18 protein-coding genes are annotated in these 21,461 nt (G+C 37.2%); all 18 read right to left on the reverse strand.

Annotated features, from left to right (window positions below):
• On the reverse strand, positions 1-530 hold a 530-nt coding region (locus BLS24_RS07365), incomplete at its 3' end, for a hypothetical protein (RefSeq protein ID WP_143015149.1).
• A gap of 119 nt (positions 531-649) precedes the next feature.
• Positions 650-1,882, reverse strand: a complete 1,233-nt coding sequence (locus tag BLS24_RS07370) for a WG repeat-containing protein (protein WP_091757606.1) — start codon at positions 1,880-1,882, stop codon at positions 650-652.
• A complete protein-coding gene (locus tag BLS24_RS07375) occupies positions 1,836-4,340 on the reverse strand; it encodes a hypothetical protein (protein ID WP_091757609.1) in 2,505 nt (834 codons plus the stop codon). The genes BLS24_RS07370 and BLS24_RS07375 overlap by 47 nt, the downstream gene beginning before the upstream one ends.
• Before the next feature lie 25 nt (positions 4,341-4,365).
• Positions 4,366-4,686 (reverse strand): hypothetical protein, encoded by a 321-nt coding sequence (locus BLS24_RS07380; RefSeq protein ID WP_091757611.1) that lies wholly within the window; start codon positions 4,684-4,686, stop codon positions 4,366-4,368.
• Positions 4,687-4,708: 22 nt separating this feature from the next.
• A complete protein-coding gene (locus tag BLS24_RS07385; protein WP_091757613.1) occupies positions 4,709-5,032 on the reverse strand; it encodes a hypothetical protein in 324 nt (107 codons plus the stop codon).
• A gap of 46 nt (positions 5,033-5,078) precedes the next feature.
• Entirely contained in the window at positions 5,079-5,396 is a 318-nt protein-coding gene (locus tag BLS24_RS07390; protein WP_091757615.1) for a hypothetical protein, read from the reverse strand.
• A gap of 24 nt (positions 5,397-5,420) precedes the next feature.
• On the reverse strand, positions 5,421-5,747 hold the full coding sequence (locus tag BLS24_RS07395; RefSeq protein ID WP_091757617.1) for a hypothetical protein: 327 nt from the start codon (positions 5,745-5,747) through the stop codon (positions 5,421-5,423).
• Between the two features lie 49 nt (positions 5,748-5,796).
• Positions 5,797-10,323 carry a type VII secretion protein EssC gene (essC, locus tag BLS24_RS07400; protein WP_091757619.1) on the reverse strand — a complete coding sequence of 1,509 codons (4,527 nt, stop codon included), beginning with the start codon at positions 10,321-10,323 and terminating at the stop codon, positions 5,797-5,799.
• Positions 10,324-10,329: 6 nt separating this feature from the next.
• On the reverse strand, positions 10,330-10,584 hold the full coding sequence (locus BLS24_RS07405) for a hypothetical protein (RefSeq protein WP_091757621.1): 255 nt from the start codon (positions 10,582-10,584) through the stop codon (positions 10,330-10,332).
• A 42-nt stretch (positions 10,585-10,626) separates the two neighbouring features.
• Positions 10,627-11,265, reverse strand: a complete 639-nt coding sequence (locus tag BLS24_RS07410) for a hypothetical protein (RefSeq protein WP_091757623.1) — start codon at positions 11,263-11,265, stop codon at positions 10,627-10,629.
• 80 nt (positions 11,266-11,345) lie between these two features.
• A complete protein-coding gene (locus tag BLS24_RS07415) occupies positions 11,346-12,014 on the reverse strand; it encodes a hypothetical protein (RefSeq protein WP_091757625.1) in 669 nt (222 codons plus the stop codon).
• 26 nt (positions 12,015-12,040) lie between these two features.
• The gene (locus BLS24_RS07420; protein ID WP_091757627.1) at positions 12,041-12,721 is read right to left on the reverse strand and encodes a hypothetical protein; all 681 of its coding nucleotides are present in this window, start codon (positions 12,719-12,721) and stop codon (positions 12,041-12,043) included.
• 12 nt (positions 12,722-12,733) lie between these two features.
• Positions 12,734-14,482: a hypothetical protein gene (locus BLS24_RS07425; protein ID WP_143015150.1), complete on the reverse strand. Its 1,749-nt coding sequence runs from the start codon at positions 14,480-14,482 to the stop codon at positions 12,734-12,736.
• A gap of 15 nt (positions 14,483-14,497) precedes the next feature.
• Positions 14,498-15,397 carry an FHA domain-containing protein gene (locus BLS24_RS07430; RefSeq protein ID WP_091757631.1) on the reverse strand — a complete coding sequence of 300 codons (900 nt, stop codon included), beginning with the start codon at positions 15,395-15,397 and terminating at the stop codon, positions 14,498-14,500.
• A 16-nt stretch (positions 15,398-15,413) separates the two neighbouring features.
• Positions 15,414-16,973, reverse strand: a complete 1,560-nt coding sequence (locus tag BLS24_RS07435) for an FHA domain-containing protein (protein WP_091757632.1) — start codon at positions 16,971-16,973, stop codon at positions 15,414-15,416.
• A gap of 191 nt (positions 16,974-17,164) precedes the next feature.
• A complete protein-coding gene (locus BLS24_RS07440) occupies positions 17,165-19,186 on the reverse strand; it encodes an ABC transporter ATP-binding protein (protein ID WP_091757634.1) in 2,022 nt (673 codons plus the stop codon).
• 10 nt (positions 19,187-19,196) lie between these two features.
• Positions 19,197-20,945, reverse strand: a complete 1,749-nt coding sequence (locus BLS24_RS07445) for an ABC transporter ATP-binding protein (protein WP_091757636.1) — start codon at positions 20,943-20,945, stop codon at positions 19,197-19,199.
• A gap of 18 nt (positions 20,946-20,963) precedes the next feature.
• On the reverse strand, positions 20,964-21,434 hold the full coding sequence (locus BLS24_RS07450; RefSeq protein ID WP_091757638.1) for a MarR family winged helix-turn-helix transcriptional regulator: 471 nt from the start codon (positions 21,432-21,434) through the stop codon (positions 20,964-20,966).
• Positions 21,435-21,461: the final 27 nt, after the last annotated feature.

Below are 21,461 nucleotides of genomic sequence, written 5' to 3' on the forward strand. Positions count from 1 at the left end.
TCATCTGTGGTAGTACTTAACACTCCTCCACCATCTCCATAAAATGTAGTATCCAAGTAGAGTTCTGATGTCATCGGAGTCTTGGGAATAGCATTTTCCATTCCTCCTAGTCCTCCGCTAAAAAGAGCGGCACCTGCACCAGCACAATAATCTCCCATATATTCACTTTCGCCTTGAAGTATTTCATAGAAATTCTCACATCTAAGTAAGAGTCTATGAGCTCTAAACGACGTCAGATTCATAGTATTAAGAGCCACATCCGTTTTTGTCAGTAGCTCGGTAAAATCCTCATCCAGATATGCGCCACCTTGTTTTGCGATGGCATAACTTGCTTCTCCACTTGAAGCATCCTGAACCTTTTCAATATTAGCACCTATTTGATCTGCCCAATCAAGAAGAGTTCCTTTTAATGTTTCATATTCCTCGATTGTTAAATCCAGCACAGTCTTATCCAAATAAAGCTCAACTGTTGAATCCGCCATAGATACTTCTTCGTTTCTACTTACTTCTACCTCAGAACTGTTCCCCATTTTCTTCTCTCCTTTTTTAGCGTTTATCGATAGTTTACTTGAAGTCCATCACTTTTTTCGACCAAGTGACTGCCAACGTCACTGCTAATGAAATAGCCAATGCTGCTATTAGCAAAATTTTAATTTTCGTTTTTATTTTCATATCTATCCACACTTTGTCCTTCTCGCAACCATACAATCGCATATCCATTTTGGTATGAATAGGCACGTTGAAACTGTGGCTTAAGGAACCAGGTATTATCTGTACGAATATAGCCCCATAAATCTCCAACCATTACTGGTGCTACTCCATCTACTGAAAAATTAGATATGCAGTCATATTGGCATGGAACCACTATTTTGTTCTCTTCATCTATGAAGCCATACTTTCCATTCTCATCTTCAATATAAGCATATCCATTGGCAAATAATCCCATATCCTTATAGCTTGGTGGAATAACCTCTTTTCCTTCTTCATCAATAGCCCCATACAATCCAGTATTGTAATCTTGTACTCTAGCTAATCTTTCCTCAAACATATTAGTCATTTCATAGGAACCATCATATCTATATAAGTTCTCTGAAACTATATTTCCTTTTAAATCGATAATTCTAGCTTCTCCATTCTCTTGTTCCTGTGCCAGTGCTAATCCATGACTAAAGTTTCCTATGCTATAAAATCGAGGTTCTATAATATATTTCCCGCTTTTATCTATAACTCCGTACTTTATGTTTTCATCCATCACAACCGCTACATCATCACTAGAAAAAGCTTGAACCTGCAAAAATCTAGGTTCAATTACTATTTCGCCATCAATACTCATAAAGCCATATTTTTCATTTTCTATATCGCGTATTGCAATAAGTCCTTCACAATCCCCAAATATGGGATTTGCTGTTATTTCATAGCTACTATTAAAATTCTCAACAGTTGCTACTTCAGTCATATTTGAATCTAGAATCTGAAGATTGTTTCCTTCAATGCATATAAAGTAATCCTTTCCCTCAAATACCCACTTTTTGACATCGCCCCTTCTAAAAACGCGATTACCTAGTACTCTAAATTTTTGATCAAGAAAAAAAACTTCATTATCTTCAAATGTCGCGCCATTATAATATTCAACCATGGCTATACCATTAGCATCAAAGCCATGCAGAAATGCCCCATCTCCATATGACTCATTGGCTATTTTTTTATTCATGTCGATATAGTAGTAGCCACTAATCTTTGCCCATTGAGAAACCATTTTTCCTTTAATAAAATTGGCTATCAAAACTATAAATAATATCCCAACTAATAATATTATTACTTTATTTTTTTTCATCTTATTTACTCTGAGCCCCCCACAATGCTGCAATTTCATTTTTTTCATCTGTTTTTATCTCAGGAATATGTCCAGATAAATTTTTATTATTAGATAGTCTTGTATATGCATCCTGTATCATATCTAACCGCCTAGACAAATCCTTGGCACCAACTATTCCAGGATCTTCGACATCATAACCTCCAATTATCAATTTCTTGCATATTGCCTTATCAACTTTATCCATTTCTTTTTCTTCCGGAAGTTTTTTAATTTCATTTAGCATCGCATTTGTAAACGTATCATCCCATTCTCCAACACGATAAAGTCCATGTTTTTCAACGTTTGCTTCATCTGCGTTTTCAACTAATACATTTTTTACTGCATCATAATTTGAAGATACCTTTTTTAAATCCTCAAAAGCATCCAAATACTCCGGTGCCACAAATCCTGTATGCAATGTGGCATATTTAGTAGTTTCACCATCCGAAGTTTCTATTACACAGCCGCCTCCTGATCCAGTATACTTTACCCAGTAATAGATCTTCTCATCATTATGCGCCTTTTCAACTCCGTTATATGATAAATACTTATAGACGTCATAGACCACATTTGACGCAGACTGATAATATGCTTTGACATCTGCTCCAGTCATTTTTTCTGTTCCATCTGAAGCATATGTATAGTTCATATCTGTCATCTTTTTTACACCAAGATCTATGTATTTTTTGTACATGCTGTCCGAAAAATCATCATTATTTATCACATTAGCAGCATCATAATAATAATCCACTATTTTGCCACCTATAGACGTATTTCCCATAAAATATCCCGTAAAGATATTAAAAAATAATCCCTGTGATGATCTAAGCATTTGATCCGCAAATTCACGCTGTTTTCTCTCTGCTCTCATTACTTCTGCTGACATATCTGAGTCTAATCCATATTCAGATATATTATTGGGTCCGGTATAATAAGATGCCTCCATGGAAAAGGTAAAAGTATCTCCAACCTGATCCCAGCAATAACCATTCCTAGTCATCGCCTTATATCCTTCAAGATCCAGCTTCAATCCTTCACCTTCAGAATATGATAAATCATCAATGCTATATAAATATCTAAAATGATCCTCAGAACCTGAAAGGTATGATGGTATCGTATCCTCAACATAACAGGATAAATGATTAAACATATCATATACAATCATGTCCTTTTTATAGTTTCTGTAAACCATACCATAGCCAGCACTTTTCCTATCCTCTACACATGCCTTATGATTACTATCCACAACATATTGAAAAGCTCCAAATCTAAGTGCGTCCATCACTCTTACTGGTCTTCTGCTTGAAAGAGCTGCATTCATCTGAAGTTTATATTCTTCAGGATGTCCACATAGCACAGAATGCCCATCTTTATCAACATCCACATACATAGTTTTCATAAGGTAATTGGAGATTGCATTCCAACATTTTATTTCCCCACCCTTTGATTCCATAATGAAAGTCGAATAATAATCTGTGGCTTCTCCTCTAAGAACTGAGCGAAATAATGCCATTCCAATCCCACCATTTTTATATATCTTATCTTCAGTTATGATAGCTTCAGACATTTCCACTATCTCTTTCAGCGTAACATCACTATTAGCCAATGCTCTATTTAGTTCTTCATCTGTTATTCCCATCTCATGGAGTTCAGCTACTAAAACTCTGTGCAATAAAGTATTTGTTCCAACTGCCTTGTATTCAGGATATTCATATGTTCTCGTATAATCATAAATGCTGTTATAGCTTATTAAGCAATCAAATCCTTCACAGGCATACACATTTAGAAGATTCACCCCATTTACATATTTGACAAAAGACTCGTAAAGAGTATCCAATCTTCCTTTTTTATCACAATCATCCTGTATATCGCTACATTCAGATGATATATCTATTTCACCAATTTCAAGTTCAGATAATATTTCCTGAACAGTATCTTTTTCGCCTTCTATATCATTGAAACAGCTAACTGCATCTTCAGTTGCAGAACACAGCTCTCCTCCGCCATTTCCATAATATGTATTGATCAGTACTAGTTCACTACATAGTGGTGCTTGAGAGACAGCATTTAAAGAACCCATCTCAGCCGCCGAATAGATAGTTTCATCGCCACAATACTCACTACATCCTTCAAGTATCTCATAAAAATTCTCACATCTAAGCAAAAGTCTGTGAGCCTTGTATGAAGCTAAGCTCATCGTTTTGATCATACCATCAGTCTTTGTAAGAAGTTGTTCTAGTCGTTCTTCACAGAAAACGTTATTTCCTTTCTGTATAGCGTAGCTTGCTTCTCCACCAGTTGAATCATAAATTACTTGTACATTTAGCCCTACTTTCTCTAACCAAGTAAATAATGTATCTTTTAATTTTTCATATTCCTCAATTGTTAGATCCAGAACTGTTTTATCTAAATAAATCTCAAGCTCATCTCCCGAATCTAGAGCTTTTTCATTTCTGCTAATATCTATATCCGTGCTTGTCCCCATCTATATACTCTTTCCTTAACTAGATTTATCCTACCTCAACCGAATTAGATGAAATAGAATTAAGCTCATCATCAATATTTTTGAATGTTAATTGATATGAACTCAACAGTCCGCTATTAGTATCATAGAAAGCCAGCGCTGATCTTAAATATGCTGCAATTGTATTTGCTGCAAACAAAAAGCTGTCTCCTGATACACCAATCCAGTTATTAGCCATAGTAATATTGTTACTGACAAAAAGGTCATGCTGCGCTGTAGCATCTTTAGAAAGCTCAACGTATTCACGCTCTACCATACCAACCTTATCAGTATATATAAATGTTGCTTCAACATTAGATTTATCCATACCTTTTCTCCTTTCGCCTCAATCAGCCTTCTTGCTCTGCTTCCCAGGCTGCCTGCTCTTCTTCATATTGTGCTAGTAATTCTTGAAGTTCTTCTAAAACCTGCACTATCTTGTCATTTATAGATCTTATCGATGGTTCTATATGTTCATTAAGCGCTTTCATCTTCGCACCAAAATCCGGCTGTGGAATTTTTACTGAAAATGAGTAATCCACATTTAAGGTGTCTAGATCATCTGTAAGCGTCATATTATTCATTGCCATTTTTCCCAATGTCTCTGCTGCACGAGCCAGCCTGTTTATATCTCTGTTAATTTTTGCTATATCAGCACTTCTATCTTGCGCCATTCTCTTCTCCTTATTTCAGCGGCGGCCAAGCCGCCGCCTAAACCTTTTACATAATATTGATACTGATATCAACATCCCCAACAAGTGAGTTATCGATTGCTTTACCTGTTCTAGAAGCTTCGATCAGAGCATCTCCAACGTTTCTGATCTTAGCTGGATACATTCCCATAAGTTCTCTTGCAGTTTGATAACTTGCCATGAGTGCAGGGTTTGCAGATCCAGCAAGTGAGATCTTTACCTGATTTGTCATGATGTCATCAAGTTCTCCAAGCAAAGTTTCAAGGTTTGCTGAAAGATCTATGTATTCATTTCCCTGTGATTCCAGGTTACCAGTGTCATAACTAATAGTTCTTAATTCTGTCATGTCTTATTCTCCTTTTTCTTACTGTCAAATCTTAAGCGCAGTGTATACGTCTTCAGCTACGCCATTGTCTCCTGCCCCGTATAGTTCTACTGATTCCTGTGAAATATCACGAAGCTGCATTGCGTAATTGATCATCTGATACATAGTATCTGCAAGAGCCTGATATGATCCTTCGAACTGTTCAGAAGCTCCACCGAGCCAGTCAGCAACTACAAGATCTTTTAGTTCTACTAAGTTGTTATTCCAAATAGTAAACTGTTCCTTTGCCTGATCCAGATTATCAATAGCTACCATCATTACTGGGCTATCAACACCCTTTGCGTTTTCGTTTGTTGCGTCAAAACCTACCATACGTTTCTTCTCCTTTTATATTATTTATTGAAAAGGCTTATTGCCTGTTTCAAACACTTTTTTCATGGAAGACAGTTCTTATCTTGTAAAGGGTACTATTTTCCATAAGATAAGCTTCTCCCACTTCAAGTTTTTTCTTAAATGCTCTTAAAATAGGCGCTGATACATCAAATACATGCTGTTCAGTTATGTTTTCAAACGCCATTGAGCATTTCTCATCTCTTACTAATCTCAAGAACTCACTTATTCCTGGAGTACCCACGGTAACCTCACAATCAAGTATGAGAATAAATATCTTTTCATTCTTGTACTTACTAAAGAGCTTCTTGTAGATAGCAAGTGCTTCTCTCTGCATTGAAAGATTCTGGTAATAATCGGAAGAATTAAGAATAATAAACTTAAATGCTTCTTTATCCTTTTCTTCGCCTTTCTTTCCATAGCTGTTTTCAACATCTTCATAAATATGTACCAGAGTCTCATTGAATTCTGTCTCGTCTGTGGTATATAGCTTCACAGAGCCAAACTCAGAAAGAGCCTTACACTCTTCTTTGAATCCATCGAGAATATAGATATCTACTGGAGCTTTTTCTTTATGAGCATCTACATAGTTCACCAGATAATTTACAAACGATTTCTTTCCTGAATGTCTTCTTCCAGCAATAACCATTGAGATATGTTCCATAAGATCAACACAAACCGGTTTGATGGTCTTGAAGCTGATTCCAAATGGAACCTGATATTTCTCAGTTCCATCTACTAACATGGAGTTCATGATCTCTTCAGTAACAATTTCTGGAACCTCAGGAATTGCCATATCACCAAAGTTCTTATATTTCTCGTTGATATCAGCGATCATCTTCCTTATGAGTTCAATTCGTTCTATTTCTTTTTCTGCATCAAAGGCAAGATATGTCTGAGCTTCAAAATATTCTCTATCAACCTTATAGACCATACGGCCAGGTAGATCATCAGGACGAAGTTTACAATGATCGAATATGTAACCAAACTCAGACTGATCGTTTACTGGAAATGCAAATCTATTCTGGAAGTAAGAAAGGAGTCTAAGTCCAAAGGATGATGCCTGCGGACTAGTGAGAATAAATACCACTCCCATAGCTGCGCCCTCTCTAAGGCATTCAGTAAGCTGATCAATATACTCAGTGCACATTCCTTTAAATGAGCTATAGTTATCAATGATGATCACTTCCTGTGGGAACTCTCTATATCCTGCTTCCCTATATGATGCAAAAGAACTAAGTCCCAGCTCTGAGAGTTTTTCTTTTCTCTTATCAATGTCTTCTTTTATTAACTTGAAAAGATTCTTTAACTTCTCATCATCGCTTGGCTTAACCACACCTGCCACGTGCTTCAATCCGCCATAATTTGAAAGGAATCCTGCGCCGTAATCCATGATGTATATTCTGGCTTCTTCAGGTGTATACCTCTCCGCAAGGCCTCTTATGATCACCTGTAACAGATTGGTCTTTCCATTTTGTGAGGCACCAATGATCAGTACGTTTCCTTCAGTTATATTAAGTGACAATACTCCCTGCGCCTGTCTTGAAGGATCATCATAAACTCCAAGTGGAACAGTCACATCACTTACTTCATCTACAACAGCCTCAGTATCATATGGAATAACTTCTTCAAGAGCAGGTAAGCAGATAGGGCTTATCTTCTCAATATTTTCTTCCTTGCAGTAATCTCCAATATACTGAATAAGAGCTTCTAACTGAGTTTCGCCGCCTTCCTCTTTCTCAGGCTTTTGCTGATAGATGATCTCTCTTTTACCAGAAAGATCTACCTTGCATATGTCAAAAGATTTGGACTGGTCAACATTTTTGATAGTAGCTGTTTCACCACTATACGCCGACTGGAATAGTTCAAATAGCTCATTGTTGCCAACCTGAAGATATGCTCTACCAGGCTCTTTTATCTCAGATGCAAGTGGAGATTTGAGCACTTCATTACTATCTGTCTTGTCCTGAACCTTCAAACAGATCTTGAATTTAGAGTTACTCCATATCTGATCATTTACTACACCTGCAGGCTTCTGTGTCGCCAAGATCAAATGAACGCCAAGGCTTCGACCTATTCTCGCGGTACTTATGAGCTCTTTCATAAATTCCGGCTGGTCTGTCTTGAGCTCAGCAAACTCATCCACAATAAGTATCAAATGAGGTAATGGCGTTTTGGCCACTCCATCTCTAAATAGCTTGATATAGTCATCAATTCTGTTAACTTCATACTGAGCAAATAGGAGCTGTCTTTTTACAAGTTCTGCATGTATTGAAGCTAAAGACCTGTCAATCTGCTTGCCGTCTATGTTTGTGATCGCACCATTTAAATGAGGCAGATTCTTGAACTGATTTGCCATTCCACCACCCTTAAAGTCAATAAGCACAAAGCCAAGTTCATAAGGATGGAAAAGAGTTGCTAACGTAATGATAAAAGTCTGAAGAAGTTCACTCTTACCAGAACCTGTAGTACCAGCAACCAGTCCATGAGGTCCGTGGAACTTTTCATGAATATCAAGAGACATTGTCTTGCCACTTGCAAGAACGCCAATAGGCGCCGCCATACTCTCCCAGATCTTACTTTCCTTCCAGCGCTTTCCAAGGTCCAGATCATATGCACTCATGATATTCATAAGTTCATACAGTGAAATGTGCTTGGTAAGTGAGCTTTCAAGACTAACCTCATCTATAAATACTGGAGCTAGCTTAAGCGCTGCATTAGCTACTCTTGCTTGTGGTTCATGGATATAATCAAAATGCTGTTCATTCATTCCATCATGAATATCCTGAACTGTTCCAACATTTTCGTTGTTATCAAGATAGATTCGCTGATCTACCGCATAGTGAAGCATTTCCTCATATTCTTCAAAAAACACAAAGGTAAATCCTAAGCTTCTTGCTCTCTCAACGTACTTAAGTATTGGATGACCTTTTATATCATCAGATCTATAAACAAAAACCACATAGTCAGGAGTAAAAGGAGACGCTCCATTTAACTCTCTAGCAGAAAGCTCCGAGTACAAGAATTGTAGTGCATGCTTTTTGGATTCTTCATCGTACATGAAGTATCTTAAGTTTCCATCATCGCTTTCCATGTTTGGAATCCATCTTGCCCACGAAAAGAGCTCTCTATCTTCTTCTGACATGATCATGTACATCTTTACATCCTGATAAAAATGCTGCCCTGCTATACTGATCATCAGATTCTTGGCAAATTGATAAAGCTTATTTCTTGATCCCAATACGCCAATAGCATTAACCTTTGAAAGAGCTAGCTGAATTGGCATATTGTCCAGATACATGTACTTCTTTTGCATCTCTTCAGGATATTCCTGAAGATTGTCACCTGGATCTATTGTGTCCTGCTCTCTATACTGAATCTGGTTGTATGCTTTCCTTCTGCCAGTTCCAATCCACACATTTAAGTAGTCCGCATGTTCTCTTTTCTTTTCAAAAAGCCTTGCATCAAAGTTTTCTATGAACTGTAGGATAATTTCCAATGATGGCATCATCTTCCCGCAGATATTCACTTCTTCTTTTTGAAGCTTTTGTATTTCCTCTTCTTTTCTATCAATATAGGCGTTGTAGTTATTTATTCTGTCTATCTTCTGCTGCCGTAAGTTCTTTTTACCAGAAAAATAGGAAACTATGGACATGATGATGCTCATTCCCATGCTGGCTCCAAAGTAGATCATGTACATTCCATTAGAGCCCATCATGCTTCTAACGCCCACCATGATCACAAGCATTACAACCATTGGAATAATACTGGTGATCAGATTTGTATTTGCATCCACAGGCACTTGCTGAGGAGGAATAACGTTTACCTGCGTATCTGGAACAACATATATCTGTCTTGGATTTCTAATAAACTGAGGATACTCAAAGTGATTGCAAGGAATATCCGTTACTTTAGCCTCCAATGATGTCCTTATTCCTGCATTGGTAGAAGTATAAAAACATTTATCTTTTATATAGAAAATTGCACCATGGATCTCTATGAAATCTCCCTGGTTTGCTATAGCCTGTTCCTGCCTGACAGCGTGTCCATTGATTTCTATCCCATTAACAAAATCCCTCAGGTTTATCCTGTAGGACTCTCCATCACTAGTAACTACTACTCTGCCATTTTGAGAGCCATTACCTGGTGTAAAAATGTGACAATCTTCCGTATTACCTATAACTACAGACCTGTCATCCGGAATACTGATGCAATAATTGTAATTGTCCTGAGCTGTCTCATAGTCTACAGAAAAGTCTATGTAAAGAAGCTCAATTCCTGTATCTACGAACTTAATTACAATTCTCTCGCCAACATTCAAGTAGCACAGTTTGTCATCAACAGACTTTCCTGTTGTTATATTTACTTCATCGCTACAAAAAGCTACATACTGATCATCACGTTTTTCTATGTCCACTCTAAATTCATGAGCAAATGCTTTCTTTGAAAATCTCACGTGACAATTCTTGTCAGTACCAATACTAAGGGCTGAAATGTTCTCTTTTAGCTTTATTTCCTTATAGATGTTATTTCCGTAAATTGTGATCTTATAATTCATTCTGCATCATCCTCTGGAATATATGATCTTTGATCCCTGATGGAGCTTGTACTCTTCAAGTGTTGTATCACCCCTTAGTAGAGCTACCGGATTTTCACTTCTTAAATAGCAATCAGATGGATCATTCAATCTAATTCCCAAGTTCAAGCCTCTATTTAAGCCATATATCAGCTCATTTGCGGATATACCCAAAGGTATCTCTATATCAAATTCTTCATTTAATTTGGGAATCGAAAAAACTACTATTATTTTTTCCTTCATTTTTCTGCTCCAATGATCGTATACTTGCTTAACCCTGCACTTTTATGGAAGGTACTTTTCTAATTGACCGCTTTTAACAAAGTAAACTTCTAACTTATCGTTATAGGAATAAATAGCGTCTCCAATATCTTCTAAACTGTAAGCCAAATCCGTATCAGCAATAATTACTTGTTCAAGATCACTAAATTTACTGAGTAACATTCCAATATCCGAAGGATTTAAACAAGATTGCGTGTAATCCATTATCAGTACCTTATTAGTCACGTACCCATCCATACTTAAAAAGCCACTAATATCCGCATCCATCAATATATATGCATACTGAAGTTCACAGGAATCTTCTCGTTTTAATTGGTGCAAATAATTATCTATGTTGTAATACCTACATTCCTTATTAAGAAACATCATCCCAAATTCACCACTGGGTTCATATGTTGCAAAACATATATCCTCGATATTAGAAAAGTAATCAGGATTTTCTAAAACATACGCATTATGTTTATTTACGATGTCACATACAGCTTTATAACCTTTCTCAGAAGTATCACAATTAATATCAATCTCTATTGATTTATCTGTTTCTCTGTAACTCTGTATTTTTATTTCTCGGTGACTCAGTAACCCTATTTGTTCAACCCACTCTTTGTGTGATGATTTAATGTTAAATTTATTTACATACATTATCTGTGAACATCCCATAATGCAGATAAGCGATGAAATGATCATAAGGTTAAATATTTTTATTATTTTTTTCATATACACTAATTTACATATTCTTTAAGTTCATTAAGAGACTTTTGATATACTTTCACTGACGGAACATTACTCGTAATAACTTTATAAATATCTGCAATTTCTCCGTGATCGTGTTTATAATCTATAATCACTTTTTTTAATCCATGTATTCTGCCAACAAAAGAATATGCTTCTGAACTAATTTGTCCACTATTTGAATCTGTCAAAACTAATGCTGGTACATTTAACTCTAAATCTGAATTATTCATTGCTTTTATAATTTCATATATGTCAACGTAGCAATATTCTAACTTAGGAGTATCTAAATTCACATCAACTGAGAATAATGGATCCGCATTGCTATAACACATAAGTGTCAAACCACTTGGATGAATTGCCTCGAATGAAATCTTATAGCCTGAAGGGAAATAATCAGGATTCTGCTCTACAAATCTGTTATGAATATCCACTATTTCAGACAATGATTCGTACCCTCCTTTATAAGAGTCGCACTCAATATAGAGCTTTATCTCATTATCAGAAATATAAGACGAATCTAAATGAAGTCCATCTTTTCCATTGATATTTAGTTCTTTATTCCATTGTCTATAATCCATAGATAAATCCACATATATAGCACGGCATAAACATATAAAAGCAACCACAACCAACACGCTTACTACTAGCTTTTTCATATGCAATATTTTTCTCTATCCTCAATTTAATTTGGCATTTTCACATACTCATATCCTGACTTTAAATAAACTTCTACCCCCGGAGCATATTCCTGAATCGCTTCATATGCCTCGGAATATTCACCATGATAATAACTATAATCAAGGACCACTTTTTCTAAGCCTTTCATTTGTTGTACGACTGAATATGATTGTTTTACCAACGTCCCAGCATTACCATCAGTCAATACAAGTACCGGCACTTCAAACATTGCATCAGAATAGCTGAAATCATCTAGAATTTCATATATATTTGCGGAGCAATATCCCATTTTCAAACCATCTATCTTTGTTACATCATTCTCCAAAGGCGGAACATTACTAAATATCATATAAGACTTTCCGCTTGGCCTTTGTACCACAAAACTAATCTCGTAATTATCTGGAAAATAGTCTGGTTTTTGTTCCACAAACTTATTATGTGTATTAACTATTTCATTTAAGGATTCATATCCATCATGAGTGTTCTCTAAAGTAATATACACATCTATCCCATCATCAGATAACTTCATCCAATCAAAATCAAGCCCATCACGCTTTTTAATATTTAATTCTTTTTGCCACTCTCTATAAACTCTGTGCAAATCCACATATACGATTCGGCTAATGCAAATTATTGCAAATACCAATAGTATTACTACTCTAATAATGATTTTCTTTTTTTTCATTTTTTCCCTTTCTTAATGAACAGTTGTATTAGTAATACTAGAAAAAGGCCTATTTCCTGGATGCTTAGAGACATATTCGACATACTCATCATAATCGACATATGCTTTTTCTCCCCATGTAGAGATTTCAACCATCCTTTTCAATTCACCATTGTTATCATAGTTTTCATAGATGGCAGTAACTGTAACGTAATGACTATCCGCAGTATAAGTATCAATATATGTTCCAGTAGCAGCATCGTATTTTTTTATACTCAGTTTTTCTATATCCTTTTCATCCACAAACCCCAAGTCTTTTCCTGTTTCTAAAACAATACCATTTAAATTATCATGAAACGCCCATATAACTGGTATATCATTAGATAATTGCTTTTTTATATTTACATAATCCTTTTCATAATCTTGCGTAAGATCCCAATGGCTACTTACTTCCACGCTGTTTTCCGCTTTTATGCACATTCCCTCAACATAATTACACATCTGTACAGGCAATGCTCCTGTTGGACCTATAACAGCAAATGACCTTAGCGCTGAAGCACATCCTTCCGAATACGAATCAAGGTCCATATCTTCACATAAAAAGAATCCATTCGCTAATTTTTTATAATCTTCTTCTGATATATTGTATTGACCTGTCAGGTATAAATACTGATTGACTGCCGCTACAACACCACAACCATTTTCATTTAGCCTATTATCAAGAACATGCAATAAACCATCGCCTGTTGGGAATTTCCCCTGATCACCACCATAACGAATTGTCTGAACGCCATTACTATCCGTTTCAATGACTTTAACGAAATAATTATTGTTTATTCCGATACGTTCTCCACGTGCAGATTTATTAATTGATACCATTTCTGCTAACGTCACAGTTCCCTTAGAAAGAGTTGCATCTATGTCCTCATCAGTAATTCCAAGCCCATGTAGTTCTGCTCTATGTGCTCTCTCAAGAGATACACTCTGTATATTAGCTTTATATCCTGAATAATCGTAGTTTCTGGTATAGCTTGCCATAAATGGAGATTCACATATGCTTCCAAACTTCTCAGATGCCATTGTATTAAGTTTGTTTACTCCATTAACATATTTAACAAAAGAGCTAAAAAGAATTTCTAACCTTTCCTTCTTATCACAATCATCTTGTATTGCAGCGCACTCTCCTGATACATCTATCTCTCCAATTTCCAAAGATGATAAATAATCGAGAACTGTATTGTTCTCTTCTGAAATTATCGAAAAAAGCCCAATTGCACTTTCTGTAGTTGAGCCGATTGCTCCTCCATCCTGACCATAATAGGTATCTTCAAGGTAGAGTTCTGTAGTCAATGGTGCTTGTGCAGTTCCCTGCATTGCAGAATAGAACCCAACTGTTGCAAACACATCTCCGCAATATTCTTCCAAGCCTTCTAATATCTCATAGAAATTCTCACAACGAAGTAATAAGTTATTTGCGCAATACGATACCTGTTCCATAGTTTCTATAGCGATAATTGTTTTATCCAATAAATCTGCATAGATGTTATTAAGGTAAAAATGATCACAACTTGAAAATGCTTTTGTTGTAAGTCCGTTTGATGCATCTTCTACCTTTGTTATATTGGTTTGAATTATATCCTTCCAAGCTAGCAAAGTATCTTTTAACGTAATATACTCATCAATAGTTAGATTCAATACCCTTTTGTCCAAGTAAATGACACATTCTGAATTGCCTGTTGTTATCCCCGTTCTTTGGATGTTGTCTGAAACATTTGTCCCCATATATACTAATAATCCTTACTCAAAAATAATTCTGAATGTAATATCAGCTATCTTTAACTCATCCCCTGCATGAATCTGATGCATATTGTTAGGTTCAAGCTTTTCTCCATTGAGCCATGTGCCATTTGTACTGCCAAGGTCAGAAATCTGGATGCATTCTGGAGTCTTTTGGATCACGCAGTGTCTTCTACTAATAGCGCCGCTGATGTTTACTATACCGTTGCATTCATCGCTCTTACCGATCACAAATTCATCTGCTGCATCAACAAATTTAAAATGACCAAGGCCGCCTTCATATTCCAAGATAATCTTGTTTACCTCTTGTTCATCCCTGCTTTCTTCTTCATTAAAAAATAAAGGTTCAATGAGAATATCAATTAGCTTCTCTATTTCACTTTTTCTTTCTATGCCAGCATTTGAATCAAGTGCCACATCAAGGCATTCTTTAATCTGGGACAATTCAGGGCATTCTCCCAGAGCCAGAACAACGTCATTTACAAATTTAAGAAGCTCTTCTTCCCAATATGCCAATGCAGCTCTTTGGTCTTCAAAGACTCTTGGAATCAAGATGAATTTAACGGTCTTTTTTTCTAAATCCAAATAGATATGTTCTTTTCTTAGGTCTATAAATGTCAGTTCCCAAAATGGACTGTCTTTTACAAGTTTTATAACCCTTCCCAAATCTTGCAAAAGAGACATCAACATATATGTTGGTACTTCACCTTCCAACGTCTTATAACTACTTAAGCTATTAGTATTAAAAACGATTCTTTCTTTTCCATTCTTAGAGATCATTCTGGCTTCAAGCAAAAGCTCATCTCTAGCCTCTATCAGTGTTTTTACAGCTAGCCCAAGATATTTCTCATCACCATCAAACGTATATGCAATATGGGTTTGAAACTGTTCCGTTACCATGCCATTTCCTCAATACTTATTTCCTGTACTCAAATTCTTCGTCAGCAAGCTTAATCATATCTCCATCATTTAGAAGTCTGGTCTCATTTTTAGACAACTTGCTGTTATTAACGAATGTGCCATTAGTTGAACCAAGGTCTTCGATATATGTTCCATCTGGCATGACATTTATAGCCGCATGTTGTCTGCTAATAGCTCCATTTTTCTTGATGCTGTAATCAACATGAACAGAATCCTTTCCTATAACAAAACGCTTCTTGTTGATGATCACATTTTCACCAAACTGTTTTCTGTATAAAGAGCCATATACACCAGCCACATCACTTCCTACTCCAGGTGCAAGAACAGATGTCTCATCTGACGCACCAGCATTTAATACACTAGTTTCATCGTTATTTGAAATCATAGAGCCAGTATTTGCTACATTTACCTGAGTTCTTCTATTTTCAAAGGTTTCAGGCGTAATAAGCTTTTCTTTTTCTTCCTTTTGCTGTTTCTTTCTTTCCTTAAAGGATGGTTTTTTAGGTCCTTTATCAGAGCTTTTTTTCATGATCAGTATCATCATCACAAGTACAACAGCCACAATGCATACCAATAAGATCACCACTACAGTCAGCCATGCTGGTACCTTTTCCACTACTACTGGAAGCTGTTCCTCGGTTGATACCGCTACTGTACTTGCCATAGCCGCAGCATTTCTTGCCTTCTCTTCAATTGAAATCTTGTCATATTCGATTCCAAGACCATCTAACACTCTGACAATAGAATTGGCGCTAACTGAGTAATAATATGTTCCTTCCGTTCTGAGATTATTTATACCGATCATCTCTCCATCAGGATTTACAAGTGGCCCTCCATTATTGTTTGCTGAAATTGCAGCGTTATGCTCGATCCACTCAGCTTTTTCTGTCTTTACAATATTAGAGATCTTTCCTGAAGTTCTATTTACTCTTTCATTTGCATAGTAAACATCATTAGTTCCGTAAACTATTGCATCTGGAAAGCCAAAAGCATACACATCTTCAATACCTGATAGTCCTTTACCATTTTCAGAGTAAAGAATTGTCATGGGCTCTCTTTTATTTAATGGCTGAGAAATCGTAAATACGCCTAAATCAAGTTCCTCACTACTATTTAGCAAGGTGGCGCTAAATACCATGTCATTCTCAACTACTACTTCATAACTTAGGTCAACGTCTTCCCTCTTATCCTTGGCTACTCCCAAAGCTTTAAGCGCAGAATTTTTAAGGTCTTTATCCGGAGTAATTGCTTCCATACTGGTCAGTACATACTCTGTTCCGTCTTTTTTACCGATCAGAGTACCTGCTGCCCCCTTTATAATGTGATGTTTCTTTTCATCATCAATATAGACTGCGTTGATCTGTACTACGCTGCTCTTTACATCTTCAAGTCTTTCCTCTAAGCTCTTTGGTTCTTCTATGATCTCCACACTACTTTCATATGCAGATGACGCTTCTATACCGGAATCTGTCGCATGAACTATGCTTGAATTAAAAACAACCCCTAAACAGAATGTCAGCAAAGCCATTATTACTGGCGCTTTTGATTTCTTCATAGCTTAAAATCTCCCCAATCAGATTAGTATTAACAAACATTAAAAATTATAAGATAATATTACGTTTTCTGCAATATATTTAACACTTATAAACGCACTTTTGTTGCGCTTTGCAGCTTTTTATAACAAAAAAGAACTCCCATTTGTTAAGGGAGTTCTTAAGAATTTTAAATAAATTTGTATTATTTGATTTAAGCTGTCTCAGCCTTCATTCCTGTATAAAGCTGATAATATCGCTGTTTCTTGGCAATGAGCTCGTCGTGAGTGCCCTGTTCTACGATGCGGCCCTGCTCAAGAACGATGATGCAGTCACTATTGCGAACAGTTGAAAGTCTGTGAGCAATTACGAAGGTTGTTCTGCCTTTCATGAGTTTGTCCATACCATCCTGAACAATCTTCTCAGTACGTGTATCAATTGAGGATGTAGCTTCGTCGAGGATCAGTACTGGAGGATCTGCAATAGCTGCTCTTGCAATGGCAAGGAGCTGTCTCTGGCCCTGTGAAAGGTTTGCTCCATCTCCTGTGAGCATTGTGTCGTATCCATCAGGAAGACGCTTGATAAAGCTATGTGCATTAGCAAGCTTTGCTGCTGCAATTACTTCTTCATCTGTAGCATCAAGCTTTCCGTATCTGATATTCTCTTTTACTGTACCAGTAAAGAGATGTGTATCCTGAAGTACTATACCAAGAGAGCGACGAAGGTCTGCCTTCTTGATCTTGTTGATATTGATGTTATCGTATCTGATCTTACCATCCTGAATATCATAGAATCTGTTGATAAGGTTTGTGATGGTAGTCTTGCCGGCACCTGTAGATCCTACAAAAGCAATCTTCTGACCTGGCTCAGCGTGAAGAACGATATCATGAAGTACCATCTTTTCATCTGTATAGCCAAAGTCTACGCCGTTAAATGTAACATCACCTTCCATTGGCTGGTATGTTGTAGTATCTGTAGCCTTGTGATAATGCTTCCAAGCCCAGTGCCCTGTATGATGGTCTGCTTCTACTATCTGGCCATCTTTTTCCTCTGCATCTACAAGGAGTACATAACCTTCATCTGTCTCTGGCTTCTCATCAAGGAGTCTAAAGATTCTCTCAGCACCAGCAAGAGCCATGATGATGGAGTTGAACTGCATGCTGACCTGGTTGATAGGCATACTGAAGTTCTTGTTAAATGTAAGAAAACTTGCTAAAGCTCCAACAGTTAAACCATTTTCCACATCCTGAACCTGATTTATCTCTTTATTAAGATAATTGTTAAGTATCATGAATGTAGCAAATGCACCTACTGACACGCCAACTGCTGAACTATCAAAGATAGCAATGGCGCCGCCGATCATAGCGCATAATACGTAGCTTGTATTACCAAGCTGAGCATTGATAGGTCCAAGAGCTCCTGAAAATCCATTAGCTTTAAATGCACTCTCATAGAGCTGCTGATTAAGTTCATCAAATTTTTCAATGGCTTCCTGCTCGTGATTAAATACTTTGATGACCTTCTGCCCAGACATCATCTCTTCTATATAACCGTTGAGGGAGCCTAAGTTCTTTTGCTGTGCTACGAAGTTCTTACCAGAAGCTTTTGTAGCCTTGGCTGAGCAAAACAGCATAACAGCAACCATGATAAGAGTTACGATAGTAAGCGGAATACTAAGGACAAACATTGAGATCAGTACGCTGACTATGGTGATAGCACTACTCAAAAGCTGAGGAATACTCTGGCTGATCATCTGTCTCAAGGTATCGATATCGTTGGTATAAACTGACATGATGTCGCCGTGGGCGTTTGTGTCAAAGTACTTGATAGGAAGGCTCTCCATGTGCTCAAAGAGCTCTTCACGAAGTCTTCTAAGTGTACCCTGGTTGATATACACCATGACCTTAGCCTGGACAAATGCAGCAATTACGCCAAGTGCATAGAAACATGCAACCCTTTTGATAGCTCCAAGTAGTGGTCCAAAGTCCTTGCTGCCATTGTCGATCATTGGCTGAATATATGAATCGATAAGTTCTCTTGTGAAAAGAGTTCCCTGCACGCTTGAAAATACTGTAACAAGGATACACACGAGAATAGTTATCATATGGATAGGATAGAACTTAAACACATATCCCATTATTCTTTTGAAAAGTGCACCAGGATTATTGATCTTTGGTCTTGGCATGCCTCGACCTGGTCTTGCGCCTGGTCCTTTGATCTGTTTATTATCTGCCATATTCTTCACCTCATCCTACTGAATCAAAGTCTGCGTCACCACTTACACCTGTCTGTGACTCATAAACTTCTCTGTAAATATCGTTAGTCTTAAGGAGCTCATCATGAGATCCAAATCCATTGACCTTACCATCATCCATGACGATTATCCTATCGCAGCTCTGAACTGAGCTGATTCTCTGAGCAATGATGAGTTTGGTAGTACCAGGAATCTCCTCTGCAAAGGCTTTTCTGATCTTGGCATCTGTTGCTGTATCTACAGCGCTTGTGGAGTCATCAAGGATCAAGATCTTTGGCTTTTTCAAAAGAGCTCTGGCAATACAAAGTCTCTGTCTCTGTCCGCCAGATACATTAGCTCCGCCCTGCTCGATCTCTGTATTATAGCCAAGAGGCATTCTGTCGATGAACTCATCTGCGCACGCCATCTGGCAAGCTCTCTTGCACTCTTCATCAGTAGCATCCTTGTTGCCCCATCTGAGGTTATCAAAGATAGTTCCGGAGAAAAGGACATTCTTTTGAAGAACAACTGAAACCTGATCTCTTAAGGTCTCAAGGTCGTAGTCTCGTACATCTATTCCGCCAACCTTTACGCTACCTTCTGTGACATCATAGAGTCTGCTGATAAGGTTAACCAGGGATGACTTAGCAGAACCTGTTCCGCCGATGATACCTATAGTCTCGCCAGCATGTATATCAAGATTTATGTCTTTTAACACAGGCTCCTCAGAAGTCTTGTTATAAGCAAAGCTTACATGGTCAAAAGAAATGCTTCCGTTTGGAACCTCTGTGATAGCATTTTCCTTATTGGTGATATCTGCCTTTTCTTCAATAACTTCTGCAATACGCTTAGCACTAGCTGATGCCATTGTGATCATTACAAAGATCATACCCAGCATCATGAGGTTCATGAGGATTGTCATGCAGTATGTCAGAAGTCCCATGAGATTACCAGTAGTAAGTGTATTCTGGACGATCATGCGTGCTCCAAGGTAACTGATAAGGAGAATGCAGGTATAGATAGTTCCTGACATTACAGGACTTATATATACAAGGTTCATCTCTGCCTTTACGAACATGTTGTAAATATTTAGAGCAGCTTTTTTGAACTTGTCATTCTCATAGTCCTCACGAACATATGCCTTTACTACTCTAATGGCTGATACGTTTTCCTGAACACTCTCATTGAGGGCATCATACTTCTCAAATACCTGCTTGAAGTACTTGGTAGCCTTGTTCATGATATACATCATAAACATAAAGAGAATAAGCACTGCCACAAGGTATATAGAAGCAAGCTGCGCATTTATGATAAAGGCTGCGATCATGGCAATGATGAGTGATGATGGAGCTCTCATAGCCATTCTAAGGATCATCATATATGCATTCTGAATGTTGGTAACATCTGTTGTAAGTCTTGTTACAAGTCCAGATGTTGAAAACTTATCTATATTTGAAAATGAGAAAGTCTGAATGTTATCAAACATTGCCTTTCTCAAATTTCTGGCAAATCCGGTAGATGCCTTGGAACCAAAATATGCTCCTCCAAGTCCTGCTAAAAGACCTAAGATAGCAATTCCAAGCATCAAAAGGCCGTTCTGAACAATAACAGCCATATTTCCCTTATTGATACCAAGGTCCACTATTCTAGCCATGAGGATAGGTATTACCATTTCACAGATAACCTCTCCTACCATGCACAGTGGAGTCAGTATCGAAGGAAGCTTAAATTCCTTTAATTCTTTTAGTAATGTTTTAACCATAAAAACTTCAACTCCTGTTTATTTATTTAAAGCATCCATATTATCAATGACTTTATCTAGTAGCTCGCGAAGCTTTTTTACCTCTTCTTCTGTCATACCGTTTACCAGGTAGGAATCCGTATTTTTCCTTCTCTCCCTACTCATTGCAACATATTCAGCGCCCTTATTGGTAAGGGTAATATTGCGGTATTTCCTGTTGTCAGGATCCACAACTACTTTGATCATCTCTTTTTCTTCGAGCCTTTTTATCAGACCAATAGTTGTGGGATGCTTGATATGAAGTGCCTCTGAAATGTCCTTCTGAGTCACTTTCTTGTCCATATTTTCTCCAAGATATGTCACAACCATAAGCTGAGAGAATGTCATGTCGTCATCTTTTAACTGTCTGTTAAAAATAGCTACAAAAGATTCATGGATCAGTTTGAACTTAAAGCCAACTGGCTCATGATCTCTGTCTCTAAAAAAATGTCTATTATCTTCTGTGCACATCACCTAGCCTCACCTTCTTTCTATGCC

The sequence above is a fragment of the Butyrivibrio sp. INlla18 genome, assembly GCF_900103635.1.
GTDB lineage: Bacteria > Bacillota > Clostridia > Lachnospirales > Lachnospiraceae > Butyrivibrio.